Origin of the sequence: Cupriavidus necator (assembly GCF_016127575.1) — a bacterium.
Classification (GTDB): Bacteria; Pseudomonadota; Gammaproteobacteria; order Burkholderiales; family Burkholderiaceae; genus Cupriavidus; species Cupriavidus necator_D.
The window spans coordinates 1,507,748-1,524,047 of record NZ_CP066018.1; the positions used below are offsets into that span (position 1 = coordinate 1,507,748).

A 16,300-nucleotide genomic window follows, 5' to 3' on the forward strand; every position below is an offset into this window, starting at 1 on the left:
GCAATTTCGTCGATCATTTTCGGCTTCATAGATCAAACATCAATATTCCGCGCCACCAACGCATTGCTCTCAATAAAGTTCCGCCGCGGCTCCACCTCATCCCCCATAAGGGTGGTAAAGATCTGATCCGCCGCAATAGCATCCTCAATCTGCACCTTCAGCAAACGGCGTTGGGTCACATCTAGCGTCGTCTCAAACAACTGCTCCGGGTTCATCTCCCCCAGCCCCTTATACCGCTGACGAGAAACCCCACGCTCAGCCTCAGCCAACAGCCATTGCATGGCCCCGTGGAAGTCATTGACAGTCTGATCCCGCAGCTTTTCGCCTTCACCACGCTGCACCTTGGTGCCTTCCGGCGTCAGGCCCTGGAACGTCTTGGCCGCGTTGGACAGAGCAGCGTAGTCAGCGCCATGAACAAAATCCGCATCCAAATGCGACAACCGCACGTTGCCATGATGACGCCGCGCAATCATCAACCGATGCTTATCCGTCTTCTCATCAAACTGCGCGTAGACGTCAGCGGTGCCGTCATCATTCACGGCAGCCCCGATCAACGTCTTGGCATGCATCTCAGCCAACTTAGCCTTCAACGCCACGGCAGACGCCTCAGCAGCAGCCGCGCTATCCAGATCCAACGGCACCCCATCAGCAATAGCACGCAGGGCGTCAGTATCCACAACACGTGACAGCCGAGAAATCACCCCCTCAGTCAGCTGATACTGCCGCGCCAACTCAGTCAGCGCATCCCCATTGATCTCCGACCCATCCGGCCGCACCAGCACAGCCTTCTCCATCGCCAGCTTCAGCAGGTAGGCATTGAGCTCGACATCGTCCTTGATATACCGCTCTTCCTTGCCGTGCTTGATCTTGTACAGCGGCGGCTGCGCGATATAGACATAGCCGCGCTCGATGATGTCGGGCATCTGGCGGTAGAAGAACGTCAGCAGCAGGGTGCGGATGTGCGAGCCGTCCACGTCAGCATCGGTCATGATGATGATGCGGTGGTAGCGCAGCTTGTCCAGGTTGTAGTCGTCCTTGCCGATGCCGGTGCCCAGCGCGGTGATCAGCGTCAGCACTTCCTGGCTGGACAGCATCTTGTCGAAGCGGGCGCGCTCTACGTTCAGGATCTTGCCCTTCAGCGGCAGGATGGCCTGGAACTTACGGTCGCGGCCTTGCTTGGCGGAGCCGCCTGCGGAGTCGCCCTCCACCAGGAAGAGTTCTGACAGGGCGGGGTCTTTTTCCTGGCAGTCGGCCAGCTTGCCGGGCAGGCCCATGCCGTCCATCAGGCCCTTGCGGCGGGTCATTTCGCGGGCCTTGCGGGCGGCTTCGCGGGCGCGGGCGGCGTCTACGATCTTGCCGCAGATGATCTTGGCGTCGCCCGGGGTTTCCAGCAGGAAGTCGTTCAGGGCCTTGCCGACGAGTTCTTCCACGGGCAGGCGCACTTCGGAAGAGACCAGCTTGTCCTTGGTCTGCGAGCTGAACTTGGGCTCGGGCACCTTGACGGAGAGCACGCAGGACAGGCCTTCGCGCATGTCGTCGCCGGTGGTTTCCACCTTGGCTTTCTTGGCGACTTCGTTTTCTTCAATGTACTTGTTGATGACGCGGGTCATCGCGGCGCGCAGGCCGGTCAGGTGGGTGCCGCCATCCCGCTGCGGGATGTTGTTGGTGAAGCAGAGCACCTGCTCGTTGTAGCCGTCGTTCCACTGCATGGCCACTTCCACGGCGATACCGTCTTTTTCGGTGTTGGCGTAGAAGATGTTGGGGTGCAGCACGCTCTTGGAGCGGTTGATGTATTCGACAAAACCCTTCACGCCGCCGGAGAAGGCAAAGTCTTCTTCCTTGCCAGTGCGCTGGTCGACCAGCTTGATATGCACGCCGTTGTTCAGGAACGAGAGCTCGCGGATGCGCTTGGAGAGGATCTCGTAGTGGAACTCGACGTTGGTGAAGATCTCTTCGTCGGCCAGGAAGTGGACTTCGGTGCCGCGCTTGTCGGTGGCGCCGATGATCTTCATCGGGGAGACTTCAACGGGCTGGCCGTCGGGGCCGGTCACGGTCTCGACGATACGGTTCTGCACGTCGCCCTTGGCGAATTCGATCAGGTGGACCTGGCCGTCGCGGCGCACGGTCAGGCGCAGCCACTTGGACAGCGCGTTCACGCAAGACACGCCCACGCCGTGCAGGCCGCCAGACACCTTGTAGCTGTTCTGGTTGAACTTGCCGCCGGCGTGCAGCTCAGTCATGGCGATTTCCGCCGCGCTGCGCTTGGGTTCGTGCTTGTCGTCGAACTTGACCAGGGGCGGGATGCCGCGGCCGTTGTCGACGATGGAGATCGAGTTGTCGCTGTGGATGGTGACCTGGATCTCGGTGCAGTAGCCGGCCAGCGCTTCGTCGATGGAGTTGTCCAGCACCTCGAAGACAAGGTGGTGCAGGCCGGTGCCGTCGGAGGTATCACCGATATACATGCCCGGACGCTTGCGTACCGCCTCCAGGCCTTCCAGGATCTGGATCGAAGAGGCTCCGTAGGTGTTTTCCTGCTGCGGGTTCTGCTGTTCGGTCATGTCTTTCTACTCACGGCAATGGCGGAATTCGGGCCGGGCCGGCATAGCGGCGGGGCGCGAAAAGGTCCGCATGGCGGGTTACTAAAAACGGCAAAAGGGGCGGATCGTCGTTTCGATCCTGCCCCCGCTGCGGGATGGTCATCCCCAGGACTTCCCGGCCTGGGCCGGGTGTCGTTGCGTGCCGTTTGCTGCTCCGGTTCTTGTCTGGTCTGGTCCTGTTACCGGATCATCAGATGCGCATCGGCATGACGACGTACTTGAAGTTGTCGTCTTCCGGCACGGTAATCAGCGCACTCGAATTCGAGTCGCCGAGGCTGACCTGCACCTGCTCGCTCTTCAGGTTGGCAAGCACGTCAAGCAGGTAGGTCACGTTGAAGCCGATATCGAGCGCGTCGCCCGAGTAATCGAGTTCCAGCTCTTCCTGCGCCTCTTCCTGGTCGGCGTTGGTGGAGCTGATCTTGAGCATGTGCGTGTCGAGGATGCAGCGCACGCCCTTGAATTTGTCGGTCGTCAGGATCGCGGTGCGTTGCAGCGCCTGCTGCAGCCGCACACGGTCGATGGCGAAGGCGTTCTTGTAGCCCTTGGGAATCACGCGCTGGAAGTCAGGGAACTTGCCTTCCACCAGCTTGGAGATCAGTTCGATATTGGCGAACGTGAACTTGACCTGGTTGGCGGCCAGTTGCACCTGCACCGGATCGTCGTTGTCTTCCAGCAGGCGCTGCAGTTCCAGGATGGTCTTGCGCGGGATGATGACTTCCTGGCGCGCGCCCACGCCGACGGCTTCGGTTTCCAGCTCAACGCCGCAGTAGGCCAGGCGGTGGCCGTCGGTGGCGACTGCCATCACCTTCTTGCCTTCCACCACCAGCAGCATGCCGTTCAGGTAGTAGCGGATGTCCTGCTGCGCCATGGCGAAGTGGACCATCGCCAGCAGGTGCTTGAAGGTCTTCTGCGGCAGGCTGACGCTGGCGTTGAATTCGCTGGCTTCGGCAACGGTCGGGAATTCCTCGGCGGCCAGCGTCTGCAGTGCGAAGCGGCTCTTGCCGGATTGCACGGTCATGCGCTTGTCGTTGAGCGACAGGGCCACGTCGCCGTCAGGCATGGCGCGCAGGATGTCCAGCAGCTTGCGCGCGGCCACGGTGGTGGCAACGCTGTCGCTGCCTACGCCGCATTCGGCGTGCGTGGTGATCTGGATCTCGATGTCGGTCGAGAGGAAGGAAACGTTGGACCCGGACTTGCGAATCAGCAGATTGGCCAGGATCGGGAGGGTGTGGCGGCGCTCCACGATGCCGCTCACGATTTGCAGCGGACGCAGCAGGTTGTCTCGCGAGGTTTTGACCAATTGCATTGAATTTATCCTTCGTCGTTTGTAATCGGCGACCGCAGAACGCAAACAACTCCGAATTCACTTAGGAATCAAGGAGTTAATATGCCATTGTACCAAGGATAAGCCGCTGCGGTGAAGCGGGGCGGGACCGGCCGGGGGGCCAGCTGTGCCCAAAAAGCCACGCTGGCGCTGCCCGTACTTGCCATCCCGTCCCGACTCACCGCAAAGCCTTATCAGTGGCCATTTTCCGGACACTTGCCCCGGCGACGCTGACGTTAATTCCCCAGGCGCCACGGGATGTCCGTGGCGCGCACCCTACAGTATGCCAGCCCCGAGGGGCCGACCCTTCAAAACGCCTTCCCGGGGGTCCCCGGGCATCGGCCATGCATCAGCCCTTGAGCGTTTGCTCCAGCACGTGCAGTTCATGGTTGAGCTGCGCGTCCTTGCTGCGTTCGTCGGCGATCTTGCGCACGGCATGCAGCACGGTGGTGTGGTCGCGGCCGCCAAAGAGCTCGCCGATTTCGGGCAGGCTCTTCTGCGTCAGCTCCTTGGCCAGGTACATCGCAATCTGGCGCGGCCGTGCAATATTGGCAGGGCGCTTTTTCGAATACATGTCAGCGACCTTGATGTTGTAGAAATCCGCGCAGGTCTTCTGGATGTTCTCCACGGAGATCTGGCGGTTCTGCACAGTCAGCAGGTCCTTGAGCGCTTCGCGCGTCACCTCGATGGTGATGTCCTTGCCGTGGAAGTTGCTGAACGCCAGGATCTTGCGCAACGCGCCTTCCAGCTCGCGCACGTTTGAGCGCAGGTGCTTGGCGACAAAGAAGGCAACCTCTTCGGGCACGTTGACGTTTTCCGCGGCGGCCTTCTTCATCAGGATGGCCACGCGCATTTCCAGCTCGGGCGGCTCGATGGCCACGGTCAGGCCCGAGTCGAAGCGCGAGATCAGGCGGTCGTCGATGCCGGAAATCTCTTTCGGGTAGGTATCGCTGGTGATGATCACCTGCGCCCGGTTGGCAATCAGGGCCTCAAAGGCATAGAAGAACTCTTCCTGCGTGCGGTTCTTGCCGGAGAAGAACTGGATATCGTCGATCAGCAGCAGGTCCAGCGAGTGGTAGTAGCGCTTGAACTCGTCGAACGCCTTGCGCTGGTACGCCTTGACCACGTCGGACACGTACTGCTCGGCGTGGATGTAGCGGATGCGCGCGCGCGGGTTCTCCAGCAACATGAAGTTGCCGATGGCGTGGATCAGGTGAGTCTTGCCGAGGCCCACGCCGCCATAGAGATACAGCGGGTTGTACGACTTGCCCGGGTTGTTGGCCACCTGGATGGCCGCGGCGCGGGCCAGCTGGTTGGCTTTACCAGTGACGAAGTTGTCAAAGGTCAGGATCGGGTTCAGGCGCGAGCGCTCATGCACCGTGTCGCTGGGCTGGTGGCCGGGCATCGGCGTGGCGCCGCCCATCTGCTGGTGCGGCTGCTGCTGGGGTTGCTGCGGCGGCGCGCGGTAGGAGCGGGCGCTGGCTTCGGCGGGGTCCATCTGGACCACGTCGATCTCACCCATGTCGGCGCCGTGCGGCTGGTGGCCGTGCTGGCCAGGGTGGGGCTGGCCGCGCGCACCGGCCGGGACCGGTGCGGCGGACGGCATGCCGGCCGGATTGCCCGGGTTGCCCGGATTGCCATAGGGCGGTTGCCCCATGCCGTAGCCGGCCGCGCTGACCGGCTCGCCATAGCCATAGCCGGGCTGCTGGCCGGGCATGGCGAACGGCGGCTGGCCCATGGCCTGGCCGCCCATCGGCTGGGCGCCGGGATAGCCGCCCATGCCCGTACCCGGTGCTGCGTGGCCGTCCATGCCGCCCGGGCCCATGCCGGGCTGGGCCGGCTGCATATAGGCAGCGGCACGGCCCGAAGCGGCGGGATCCAGCACGAACTGGACGCTGACCTGCGCCTCCCAGTACTCGCAGGCCAGTGCGGTGATGCGCCCCGAAAACTGGCTCTTGACCCAGTCCAGCTTGAAACGGTTGGGCGCGGCAATGCGCAGCGCGTGCGTTTCTTCATCGAACGCAACGGGCGCCAGCGGCTTGATCCACGTTTTGAACTGTTGCGGCGTCAGCTCGCGCTCTAGTTGCGCTGCTGCCGCCTGCCAGAAATCTTGCATTGTTTGTTTTTTGGTAATCGTACCCGGCCGCAAATCAGCGGTTCCCCCGGCACGCCACAAGCAGCATCTACGCCGCGCGATCCGGGCCATCCTTACCGTATTAGGAATCAATTCCGTTCGGTGAGGCCTCCGCGGCATGCCAATGCAGCAGCAAGCGAGCCTTCAGGCTCGCCGCACTGGCGTGCGTTCAGTCATGCGTTGCCGCGGTGGGGGCCCGGGTTGCGCCTGCGCCACGCAGCCCGTGTTGTGTTTGGACCCGGATTGTACCCCCGCCCCTGAGTTATCCACAAAGGATAAGTCTGTGGATAACTTGTGCAAATGCAGTGGATTTGTGTGCACAACCCTTGGTGCGATGCGGCTTTCCGGGGTGTGGAAACGGGGGAAATCTCAGGCAAAACAGGGACTTCGCCTGTGGATGGATGCGGTAGAGGTGGCCCTCGGGACACTTGCAGTTACCCACTGGCCTTTGTGGACAATGGCGCACCACGGGCCACAGACGGGTGTGGCAATTGTGCCGGTGCACATAGTCTTGCGCCTTGACATTGCCGCAGAAAATCGGTTAAATGCCGGGTTCTGCGATGCGGCAGGGGATCACGTATGCGCATCGCCGGGTCTGGCCTGTTCGTGCCGTCCTTGCTAACAGGTTAGCGACCTGCACATGCATAAACACGGCCGGCAGCAAGACAGAACCAGAATCGTCGGCAATCCCGCTGCAGTGTCTTGCCAGCGGCAGCCCCATGCGAACCATACGCGGCGGCCACGGCACCCCGGCACCGGCCGGTGTCAGGCGCGCCCAGATCAACCAGAGAGTGCAACATGAAACGTACCTACCAACCTTCCGTTACCCGCCGCAAGCGTACCCACGGCTTCCGTGTCCGCATGAAGACCCGCGGCGGCCGTGCCGTCATCAACGCACGCCGCGCCAAGGGCCGCAAGCGCCTGGCCATCTGAGGCCGGGGCGACTGGTATGACGGCGCGCACTGCGTTGCCGTCATGGCCTGACGCCTCACCTCAGGGACGGCCGGCAGCTTGCCGCAGGGCTCAGCTAGTTAGTCAGCAGTATCTCTCGCCAGCATTGCCCAGCGTGTCTGCCCATGCCTTCCCCAAAGCCGCAAGGCTGACAAAGACGGATGAGTTTTCATCCGTTTTTGCTTTGCGGCCCCGGCGTCGCAGCCCGCATTTCGTGCTCTATGTGCGCGCCAATGACCGGCCGGAAGGCCGCCTTGGCGTGGTGGTGGGCAAGAAGTTCGCGCCGCGCGCCGCTGAGCGCAACCTGGTGAAGCGCATGGCGCGCGAGCTGTTCCGCCAGCGCCGTGAGCACCTGGCCGGGCGCGACGTACTGCTGCGCCTGCAAGCCAGGTTCCCGCGCGCGGAATTTGCGACGCGCGCGGCGGTCAGACAGGCGTGCCTGGCGGAAATCACCAGCTTGCTGGAAATTGCCGCCAGGCCGCTGCCGCCACCGCCGGCGGCAAACCCCGCTCCGCCTGCGCCACCCAGCCAGGCACCGGGCCTTCCAGCCTGACCACCCCGCCATGAAGCCGATCCTGCTAGCCCTGCTGCGTATCTACAAGATCGCCCTGAGTCCTTACCTGGGCTCGCGTTGCCGCTTCCTGCCGACCTGTTCCGACTACGCCCGCGACGCCGTCATCCATCACGGCGCCGCGCGCGGCAGCTGGATGGCCGCCTGCCGGCTGTGCCGCTGCCATCCTTTCGCCCAAGGCGGGTATGATCCCGTGCCGGGCACGGAAGCTGACGACACTGCCAGGCCGGACACCCACGCGGGCCGTTCCGTCCATGCCGCCGCAGGCCATGCGCCTGTTGCGATCCGTCTGCCCAGACCCTGATTTCTCCGACCACAGCCAGACATGGATATCAAACGCACCATCCTCTGGGTCATCTTCTCGATGTCCCTCGTGCTGCTCTACGACAACTGGCAGCGCTCCCAAGGCCATGCGTCGATGTTCTTCCCGAGCACGACCCAACAGGCCGCCTCGGCGCCCGCCGCCAGCGGCGCTGCCGCGCAGGGCGACGTGCCCAAGGCCAACGTGGCGCCAGGCGCAGCGGGTACCGCTGCCCCGGCCGCGCCGCAGGCCGCGGCCCAGCCCACCGGCGAGAAGGTCGTGGTGACCACCGACACGGTGCGCGCCGAGATCGACACCGCCGGCGGCATCGTGTCGCGCCTGGAGCTGCTCAAGGAGCATGAGAAGGACGGCAAGCCGGTGGTGCTGTTCGAGCGTGACAACGTGCGCACCTACATGGCACGCTCGGGCCTGATCGGCGGCGACCTGCCCAACCACACCACGGTGTTCACCGCCGCCCCGGGCCCGCGCACGCTGGACGGCGCCGAGCAGCTGGAAGTGGCGCTGACCGCCGAGAAGAACGGCGTGAAGCTGGTCAAGACCTATGTGTTCCGCAAGGGCAGCTATGTGGTCGACACCAAATTCGCGGTGACCAACGCGGGTGCCGCGCCGGTCTCGCCGACGCTGTACCTGGAGCTGGCGCGCGACGGCAGCAAGGTCGAGCAGTCGCAGTTCTACAGCACCTTCACCGGCCCGGCCGTCTACACCGACGCCGACAAGTACCACAAGATCGACTTCGAAGACATCGCCAAGGGCAAGGCCACCGTGCCGGCCGCCGCCAACAATGGCTGGGTGGCGATGGTGCAGCATTACTTTGCCTCGGCCTGGATCCCGCAGACCGGCAAGGAGCACAGCTTCTACGTCCAGCAGATCGATCCGCACCTGTACCGCGTGGGCGTGCAGCAGCCGCTGGGTGAACTGGCCCCGGGCGCCACGGTGACCACCGATGCACGCCTGTTCGCCGGCCCGCAGGAAGAGCACATGCTCGAGAAGATCGCCCCGGGCCTGGAGCTGGTGAAGGACTATGGCTGGCTGACCATCCTGGCCAAGCCGCTGTTCTGGCTGCTGGAGAAGCTGCACGGCTTCCTGGGCAACTGGGGCTGGTCGATCATCGCGCTGACGGTGCTGATCAAGCTGGTGTTCTTCCCGCTGTCGGCGGCGAGCTACAAGTCCATGGGCAAGATGAAGGACCTGCAGCCGCGCATGACGTCGATCCGCGAGCGTTACAAGAACGACCCGCAGAAGATGAACCAGGAGATGATGGGGCTGTACAAGACCGAGAAGGTCAACCCGCTCGGCGGCTGCCTGCCCATCGTGATCCAGATCCCGGTGTTCATCGCGCTGTACTGGGTGCTGCTGTCGTCGGTGGAAATGCGCGGCGCGCCGTGGCTGGGCTGGATCCATGACCTGTCGGTGCCGGATCCGTTCTACATTCTGCCGATCGTGATGGCCGTGTCGATGTTCGTGCAGACCAAGCTGAACCCGACCCCGCCGGACCCGGTGCAGGCCAAGGTTATGATGATCATGCCGCTGGTGTTCTCGGTGATGTTCTTCTTCTTCCCGGCGGGCCTGGTGCTGTACTGGGTGGTGAACAACATCCTGTCGATCGCCCAGCAATGGCAGATCAACCGCATGCTCGGCAAGGGCAAGGCGGCAGTGGTGGCGAAGAGCTGAAGCTGTTGCAGGTTGCGGTAAGCAAAAAAGCCCGGCAGTGATGCCGGGCTTTTTGTTTGATGGATCGGGGCGCTGACAGCCATCACCCCTCATTGGCCACCGCCCGCCTATAGCGCAACCATGTCGAAATCCGCTTTCGCCATGCCGCAGTCCGGGCAGCTCCACTCCAGCGGGACCGCGCCCCACGGCGTGCCGGGCGCGATCCCGTGCTCGGGCATGCCGAGCGCTTCTTCATAAACGAATCCACAGATACGGCACTGCCAGATGGTCATGCGGCCCCCCGCAGCGAGGGCGCACGGGTGGAGACGCCGGCGGCGCGCGCGGTGTTTTCGATCTCTTCGACCAGCGGGGCGATGCGCGCCAGCTCGGCGCGGTTGTCGTCGTCCCACGGATGGAAGCCCGGGCGGAAGTAGCTGAGCCATTCCGGGATCATCTTGGGCAGCACGCCGGGCGAGGCCCACAAAAAGCGCAGCACGCCGCCAAACCCGGTCAGCTTGTTGCGGCAGCCCTTGTCGCCCATCACCAGCGCGATGTGGAACACGAACACCATGGCCCAGAACGTCACCGTGGTGGTCAGCATGGTGAAGGTGCGCAGGAAGTAGCGGTAGGGGCCGGGCTTCATCACCGTGTTCCAGACATCGTAGGCCACGGCCTTGTGCTCGGTTTCTTCCAGTGCGTGCCAGGTCCACACCTGCCGGTAGCCGGTCTCAGAGGCCGCGCCCATGTGGCGCTGATCCTGCAGCAGGCCGCCGGCCAGCATCGCGGTGTAGTGCTCCAGCGCGATGGTGTGGGCCAGCTGCCAGGACTTGGGCAGGATCTTGCGCAGCAGGTCCAGCAGCTTCCACACCGAGCGGTCCAGCGCCGCGGCGGGCAGGCCGGCGTCTTCCATCAGCCGGTTGTAGAGGATGTGCTCGCGCGTGTGCATCGCTTCCTGGCCGATAAAGCCGGCGATGGCGCGGCTCAGTCCGGGGTCTTTCACCTGGTCGCGGTAGTTGCGCACGCTGTCCATGAAGAAGCGCTCCCCGGCGGGGAAGAAGATCGACAGCGCGTTGATGAAATGGGTGACGTGACGGCCCCGTTCGTGCCAGTCGCTGATGCGTTCTGGCGGCAGGTGGGGATGCACGTCGCGGCGGACTGGCATCATGGCGGTCTCCTTGGGTGACGGCCGGCGCGTGTTGCGCCGGCGGGGATTTATTGGGCGGCCAGGAACGGCAGCAGGTCTGCTGCCACGCGTTGCGGGTCTTCTTCCATCGGCACATGGCCAAGCCCCGCGTAGCGGCGCAGCTGCGCGCCGGGGATGCGCTCGGTGAAGGCCTGCGCGTGCGCGGGCGGGATCCAGCGGTCGCGCTCGCCCCACAGCACCAGCGTGGGCGCGCGCACGCTGCCGAGCAGGTGGGTATCAAGCTGGGCAAAGTCGAGCCTGGGCACCATCTTGCCGACGGCCTCGCGGCTGCCTTCGGCGTAGAAGAAATCGACGTAGCGGCGGAAGGTGGACTCCGGCACGCGTGAAGCATCGCCATAGACGTCGCGCGTGGCGGCGCGGATGATGAACTCCGGCAGCATCCACGGTGCCGACCAGCGCACCGGCGCATGGCGGAACAGGTCGATGTAGATCGGCAGCCGCATCTGGAAGCCGGCGGCGTCGATCAGCACCAGCTTGTCGACCGCATCGGGCCGGCGCACCGCCAGGTCCCACCCGATCAGCCCGCCCAGCGAGTTGCCGATGATGCTGGCGCGGCGCACGTTCACCGCGGCCAGGAAGGCATCGATGAAGTCGCGGTAGCGGTGCACGTCCATGGTTTCGATGCGGCCGCGCGCATCGCGCAGCGGCCCGGTCAGCCCGAACGGGGCGAGGTCCAGCCGCAGCACGCGATAGCGCTGCGCCAGCGCCGGCACGATCCCCTGCCACGTATGCAGCGAAGCGCCGAAGCCGTGGATCAGCACCAGGGTCTCGCCGTCGGCGGGGCCTTCGTCGGTGTAGTGCACCATCGCATCCAGCACGCGCACCCAGCGCGAGGCCGGCAGCGCATGGCGCTGCGCCAGCGTGGCGCGCGACAGGCTGAACAGCCCTACGCGGCCCTGCCCGAACCAGCGCGTCAGCGCCCCCGGTGGCGCCAGCAGCGCAGCATCCTGTTCGATCGCGAGCCGGTTCACGGGCGCTCTCCCTGGCCGACCGAGGCCGGTGCGGCAACGGGGCCCAGATCGCGCTTGCGGCGCGTCTCGCGCACCACCAGCGACTGGTAGGCGGCGGGCAGCAGCCGCGCCATGGCATCGGCGGCGTAGGCGTCGGGTCCGATCAGCACGCGCCGGCGGTTGCGGCGCACGCCTTCCAGGATCACGCGCGCGGCCTTGTCGGGCGAGGTGATGAAGAATTTCTCGAACTCATCCTTGCCGTGCTGCGCGTCGCGCACCAGGAAGCCGTTGACGCTGGATGACACGCGGCTGGCCTGGGCGATATTAGTCTTGATGCCGCCCGGGTGCACGGTGGTGGCCGACACGCCGCAGTCCATCAGGTCCAGCTCCTGCCGCAGCGATTCGGTGAAGCCGCGCACCGCGTACTTGCTGGCGTTGTAGGCGCCCATGCCGGGCTGGGCGAAGATGCCGAAGATGCTCGACGTATTGACCACGTGGCCGTCGCCGCTGGCCTTCAGGTACGGCAGGAAGGCCTTGGTGCCGTAGACCACGCCCCAGAAGTTGATGCCCATGATCCATTCCAGGTCGTCGTAGCTCATGCCCTCGACGGTGCTGGACAGCGCCACGCCGGCGTTGTTGAAGATCAGGTTGATGCGGCCGTGGGCCTCGGCGGCCGCGGCGGCCCACGCGTAGACCGCGGCGCGGTCGGCCACATCCACGGTGTGCTGGGTGATGCGGGCCTGCGGTGCGGCGGCCATGGCCTGGGCCACGGTCTGCGCCAGCCCGGCCTCGTTGCGGTCTGACAGTGCCAGGTGGCAGCCCTGCCGTGCCAGCGCCACCGCCAGCGCGCGGCCGATGCCCGAGCCGGCGCCGGTGATCGCGGCAACCTTGTTGCGGAAGTCCTTCATGTCCGGTCTCCTTCCGGTGATGTCGTTCTTTTGGGTGTGAACCAGGGGGAATGCGTGTGCGTCAGGCACCGGCGACCGTGGCGATATCGGCCGGCCCGGGCTGCATTGCGGTCTCGTCCGGCAATGCGCGCCGCACCGGGTACAGGTCGTAGTCGGTCATGCGGAAGCTGGCCGTGGCGCGGCGGAACTGCCAGGTGAAGCCCGGCCACAGCGTGGTGTTGCGGCCGCTGCGCGGGTCGATGTACCAGCTGGCGCAGCCGCCGGCGGACCAGATCGCATGGCCCAGCCGCGCCTGCAGCCGTTCGTTGAAGCGGCGCTGCACCGGCTCGCGCACGTCCACCGCCTGCACGCCTTCGCGGCGCATCTGCTGCAGGGCGTCCGCGATGTAGGCCACCTGCGACTCGATCATGAACACCATCGAGCTGTGGCCCAGGCCGGTATTGGGGCCGACCACGAAGAACAGGTTGGGGAAGCCCGCCACGGTGGTGCCCAGGTAGGCCTGCGCGCCGTCGCGCCAGGCATCGACCAGGTCCACGCCGTCAAGGCCGGAGATCACGCCGCGCGGCAGCGGGTCGGTGGCATGGAAGCCGGTACCCAGGATGATGCAGTCGGCGGGCCGGCGCGTGCCGTCGCGCAGCACGACCGCGTCGCGCTCAACGCGGGCGATGCCGGTGGTGACCACGTCCACGTTGTCGCGTGTCAGCGCCGGGTAGTAGTCGTTGGAGATCAGCACGCGCTTGCAGCCGATGGTGTAGTCCGGCGTCAGCGTTGCGCGCAAGGCGGGGTCGCGCACCTGCCTGGCCAGATGGCGGCGTGCGACGCGCTCCACCACCTTCATGATCTTCGGATGCAGCACGAAGCCCAGCACGCGCGATTCCAGCATCCAGTAGATGCCGGTGCGCACCAGCGTCTGCGTGAACGGCAGGCGGCGGAACAGCCAGCGCTCGGTCGCGCTGACCTCGCGGTCCGGCTTGGGCATGATCCACGGCGGGGTGCGCTGGTACAGGTCCAGCTGCGCCACCTGGGGCGCGATCTGCGGCACGAACTGGATCGCGCTGGCGCCGGTGCCGATCACCGCCACGCGCTTGCCAGCGAGCGCATAGGCGTGGTTCCAGTGCTGCGAGTGGAAGCACTCACCCTCGAACGAGTCCAGCCCCGGGATATTGGGGTAGGAAGGCCGGCTCAGCCCGCCCATGCCGGAGACCAGCACGCGCGCGCGCACCACCTTGCCGTCTGCCATCTCCAGGCGCCACACCTGCGCGGCCTCGTCCCAGGCGGCGTGGCGTAGTTCATGGTGCAGCCGCAGGTGCGGGCGCAGGCCGAAGCGGTCGGTGCAGCCTTCCAGGTAGGCGCGGATCTCCGGCTGGGTCGAGAACATGCGCGACCAGTCGGGGTTCGGCGCGAATGAAAAGGAATACAGGTGCGACTGCACATCGCAGGCGCAGCCCGGGTAGTGGTTGTCGCGCCAGGTGCCGCCGACGGAGCCGGCTTTCTCGAAGATCAGGAAGTTGCGCTCGCCGCGTTCGCGCAGCCGTATCGCCATGCCGAGGCCGGCAAAGCCACTGCCGATGATGGCAATGTCTGTGTGCTCAAGGGCAGGGGATGCCTGCTGCGGCAGCTCCGCGGGTGCATTCATGGGCGCTCCTCACCGTTCACAGTGTTTATTGTGACATTGATGGATGTCATCGTAGGAAGCGCAGGGCAGGTGGTCAATGCCGTGAGTTGAAGGATGGTTCTAATTTTTGGGGATTTCCAGCGGCGTTTCGCGCACATAAAACAAGGCGATGCCACCCCGCAGGCGCTTGCGCCATGGGATTCGGTCGTGCGTTTGAAACCGGGAGATTTTTTTCAGGCTTCGCAGATCACGAAGGCGTGGCCGCAACATTCAGGCGCTAGGCGGCCTGGCCCTTGCGGCGCCAGCCGTGCGGCGTTTCACCGGTCCAGCGCTTGAAGGCGTGGGTGAAGGCACTCTGCTCGGAATAGCCGAGCCGCATCGCGCACTGCGCCAGGCTGATGCCGGGATCGGCAAGATACTGCTCCGCCAGCGCGCGCCGCACGTTATCCACAAGCTGTGAATAACTGATGCCCTGCGCCTGCAGCCGCCGCTGCAGGGTGCGCACGGGCAGGCTCAGGTGCGCGGCCACGTCGGCAATCGGCAGTTCGCCCTGCGGCAGCCGCCCGCTGATATAGGCACGCGCCTGCGCCAAGGCGTCGGCCCCGGCCGGCGCGATCTGCTGCAGCTGGGTATCGGCGATGCGCGTCATCTGCGCCTGCATGCCCGCGTCGGCCTGCAGCGACGGCAGGTCCAGCAAGGCCCGTTCGATATGCATGGCATGGCGCGCGGCGTTGAAGACCACGGGGCAGCCGAACACCTCGGCATGCAGGCGGGTATCAGCGGGCGCGGGATGCGGGAATTCCACCTGGGTGGCCACGTGCTGCTCACCGATCAGCCAGCGCGCGAACACCACCCAGGTTGCCATGTGCAGCTCATGCGCATGGCGCGACAGCGGGCCATGCCGGGCTTCCCAGGTCATGCAGGCGGCATGCGGCGTTTCGATCAGGCGGGTGCCGCCGATATCGTTGGCCAGCACCTCATAGCGGATGCCTTGCAGGATGGCGTCGCGCACGGTGGGCGTGGTCAGCACCACGTAGCCCATCTCGGCATAGTGGCGCGGCGCGAAGGCGGCGCCGGCGCGCAGGCCGACATCGGGATCGCCGGTGACCTGCTCCAGCCAGTCGAGCAGGGCCAGGTAGGCGGCACCGGGAATGCGCGTGGCGGTCTGCGCACCGGTGGCATGCAGCAGCTCGGGCGGCACGCCGACGGCGCGCAGCTGTTCGGCCGGGGCAATGCCCTGGCGCGCGCCGTGGTCGAGCACGGCGCGGAGGTAGGCGAGCGAGACGGTGCCCAATGCGGTGCCCGCTTGCGTACCACTGGCACCGCCGTCGGGCTGGTTGGCGCGTGGCATCAATTCACCTGTCGTGCGGGATCAAGACCGGGCACCGATCTTTATCCATACTCCGGGTAGCGTCAATGCGGGCCTGCCCCCGCCTGAATACAAGAGACCGACGCAAGGAGACAACATGGCCCCCAATCATCCACACCGCCGTGCGGATGCCGATGCCGAGGCGCTGCACGCGCTGACGCGGCGCGGCTTCCTGAAAGTCGGCCTCGGCTTCTCGGCCGCGCTGGCCTGTACCGCGCTGGTGCCGTCGCTGGCCGGCTGCTCATCGGCCCATCCCGCGCCGCAGGCCGGCATGACCTGGCTGCGACCGGAAGACGTGGCGATGTTGCGCGCGCTGCTGCCGGCCATCGTCACCGAGCTGGCCGAAGCGCCGCCGCCGCGGCGCGCGGCCCTGGAGCAGGACGCGCTGCGCAATATCGACGCGACCTGCGCCGCGATGGGCGCGGGCGCGCAAGCCGAGCTGCGCAAGCTGTTCGGACTGCTTGCCAGCATGCCGCTGCGCTGGGCGCTGACCGGCATCCGCCAGGACTGGAGCGCGGCCACGCCCACGCAGGTGCAGGCCTTCCTGGCGCGCTGGCGCGCCAGCCGCCTGGCCACGCTCAATGCCGGCGCGGTGGTGCTGGTCAAGCTCATCAGCGTGAGCTACTACGTGTTGCCGGCCGCATGGGCGGGCAGCGGCTATCCCGGCCCGAACGCGGCCGTCTACAAGGCGCTGCACGCCTGATC

Annotated in this window: 14 protein-coding genes; 5 read left to right on the forward strand and 9 right to left on the reverse strand. The window is 65.5% G+C overall.

Annotated features, from left to right (window positions below; translation table 11 throughout):
* Nucleotides 1-32 precede the first annotated feature (32 nt).
* From gyrB to dnaA, 3 genes are all read right to left on the reverse strand, one after another.
* Nucleotides 33-2,558, reverse strand: coding sequence for a DNA topoisomerase (ATP-hydrolyzing) subunit B (gene gyrB / locus I6H87_RS07035; RefSeq protein ID WP_011614276.1), 2,526 nt, complete (start codon nucleotides 2,556-2,558; stop codon nucleotides 33-35).
* Between the two features lie 229 nt (nucleotides 2,559-2,787).
* Nucleotides 2,788-3,903, reverse strand: coding sequence for a DNA polymerase III subunit beta (dnaN, locus tag I6H87_RS07040; protein ID WP_010811375.1), 1,116 nt, complete (start codon nucleotides 3,901-3,903; stop codon nucleotides 2,788-2,790).
* Nucleotides 3,904-4,270: 367 nt separating this feature from the next.
* Entirely contained in the window at nucleotides 4,271-6,037 is a 1,767-nt protein-coding gene (gene dnaA, locus I6H87_RS07045) for a chromosomal replication initiator protein DnaA (RefSeq protein ID WP_011614275.1), read from the reverse strand.
* A gap of 816 nt (nucleotides 6,038-6,853) precedes the next feature.
* Between dnaA and rpmH the strand changes: the two genes are divergently transcribed.
* From rpmH to yidC, 4 genes are all read left to right on the forward strand, one after another.
* The gene (gene rpmH / locus I6H87_RS07050) at nucleotides 6,854-6,988 is read left to right on the forward strand and encodes a 50S ribosomal protein L34 (protein ID WP_008650850.1); all 135 of its coding nucleotides are present in this window, start codon (nucleotides 6,854-6,856) and stop codon (nucleotides 6,986-6,988) included.
* A 133-nt stretch (nucleotides 6,989-7,121) separates the two neighbouring features.
* Nucleotides 7,122-7,559 carry a ribonuclease P protein component gene (gene rnpA, locus I6H87_RS07055; RefSeq protein WP_136227835.1) on the forward strand — a complete coding sequence of 146 codons (438 nt, stop codon included), beginning with the start codon at nucleotides 7,122-7,124 and terminating at the stop codon, nucleotides 7,557-7,559.
* Nucleotides 7,560-7,569: 10 nt separating this feature from the next.
* A complete protein-coding gene (gene yidD / locus I6H87_RS07060) occupies nucleotides 7,570-7,881 on the forward strand; it encodes a membrane protein insertion efficiency factor YidD (RefSeq protein WP_010811372.1) in 312 nt (103 codons plus the stop codon).
* 21 nt (nucleotides 7,882-7,902) lie between these two features.
* On the forward strand, nucleotides 7,903-9,570 hold the full coding sequence (yidC, locus tag I6H87_RS07065; protein ID WP_011616294.1) for a membrane protein insertase YidC: 1,668 nt from the start codon (nucleotides 7,903-7,905) through the stop codon (nucleotides 9,568-9,570).
* Nucleotides 9,571-9,677: 107 nt separating this feature from the next.
* Here yidC and I6H87_RS07070 read toward each other — a convergent pair whose 3' ends face one another.
* The 6 genes from I6H87_RS07070 to I6H87_RS07095 form a co-directional block, all read right to left on the reverse strand.
* On the reverse strand, nucleotides 9,678-9,842 hold the full coding sequence (locus I6H87_RS07070) for a rubredoxin (protein WP_035817912.1): 165 nt from the start codon (nucleotides 9,840-9,842) through the stop codon (nucleotides 9,678-9,680).
* Nucleotides 9,839-10,714 (reverse strand): metal-dependent hydrolase, encoded by an 876-nt coding sequence (locus tag I6H87_RS07075; protein WP_011616293.1) that lies wholly within the window; start codon nucleotides 10,712-10,714, stop codon nucleotides 9,839-9,841. Before I6H87_RS07075 ends, I6H87_RS07070 begins: the two co-directional genes overlap by 4 nt.
* Before the next feature lie 47 nt (nucleotides 10,715-10,761).
* Nucleotides 10,762-11,724 (reverse strand): alpha/beta fold hydrolase, encoded by a 963-nt coding sequence (locus I6H87_RS07080; RefSeq protein ID WP_011616292.1) that lies wholly within the window; start codon nucleotides 11,722-11,724, stop codon nucleotides 10,762-10,764.
* Nucleotides 11,721-12,611 (reverse strand): SDR family NAD(P)-dependent oxidoreductase, encoded by an 891-nt coding sequence (locus tag I6H87_RS07085; RefSeq protein WP_011616291.1) that lies wholly within the window; start codon nucleotides 12,609-12,611, stop codon nucleotides 11,721-11,723. Before I6H87_RS07085 ends, I6H87_RS07080 begins: the two co-directional genes overlap by 4 nt.
* Before the next feature lie 61 nt (nucleotides 12,612-12,672).
* The gene (locus I6H87_RS07090; RefSeq protein ID WP_011616290.1) at nucleotides 12,673-14,247 is read right to left on the reverse strand and encodes a flavin-containing monooxygenase; all 1,575 of its coding nucleotides are present in this window, start codon (nucleotides 14,245-14,247) and stop codon (nucleotides 12,673-12,675) included.
* Nucleotides 14,248-14,503: 256 nt separating this feature from the next.
* Nucleotides 14,504-15,577 carry an AraC family transcriptional regulator gene (locus tag I6H87_RS07095; RefSeq protein ID WP_011616289.1) on the reverse strand — a complete coding sequence of 358 codons (1,074 nt, stop codon included), beginning with the start codon at nucleotides 15,575-15,577 and terminating at the stop codon, nucleotides 14,504-14,506.
* A 115-nt stretch (nucleotides 15,578-15,692) separates the two neighbouring features.
* Here I6H87_RS07095 and I6H87_RS07100 point away from each other — a divergent pair, with 115 nt between their 5' ends.
* Complete coding sequence (locus I6H87_RS07100; protein ID WP_011616288.1) at nucleotides 15,693-16,298, forward strand: hypothetical protein; 606 nt, start codon at nucleotides 15,693-15,695, stop codon at nucleotides 16,296-16,298.
* The last annotated feature ends 2 nt before the right edge of the window (nucleotides 16,299-16,300 follow it).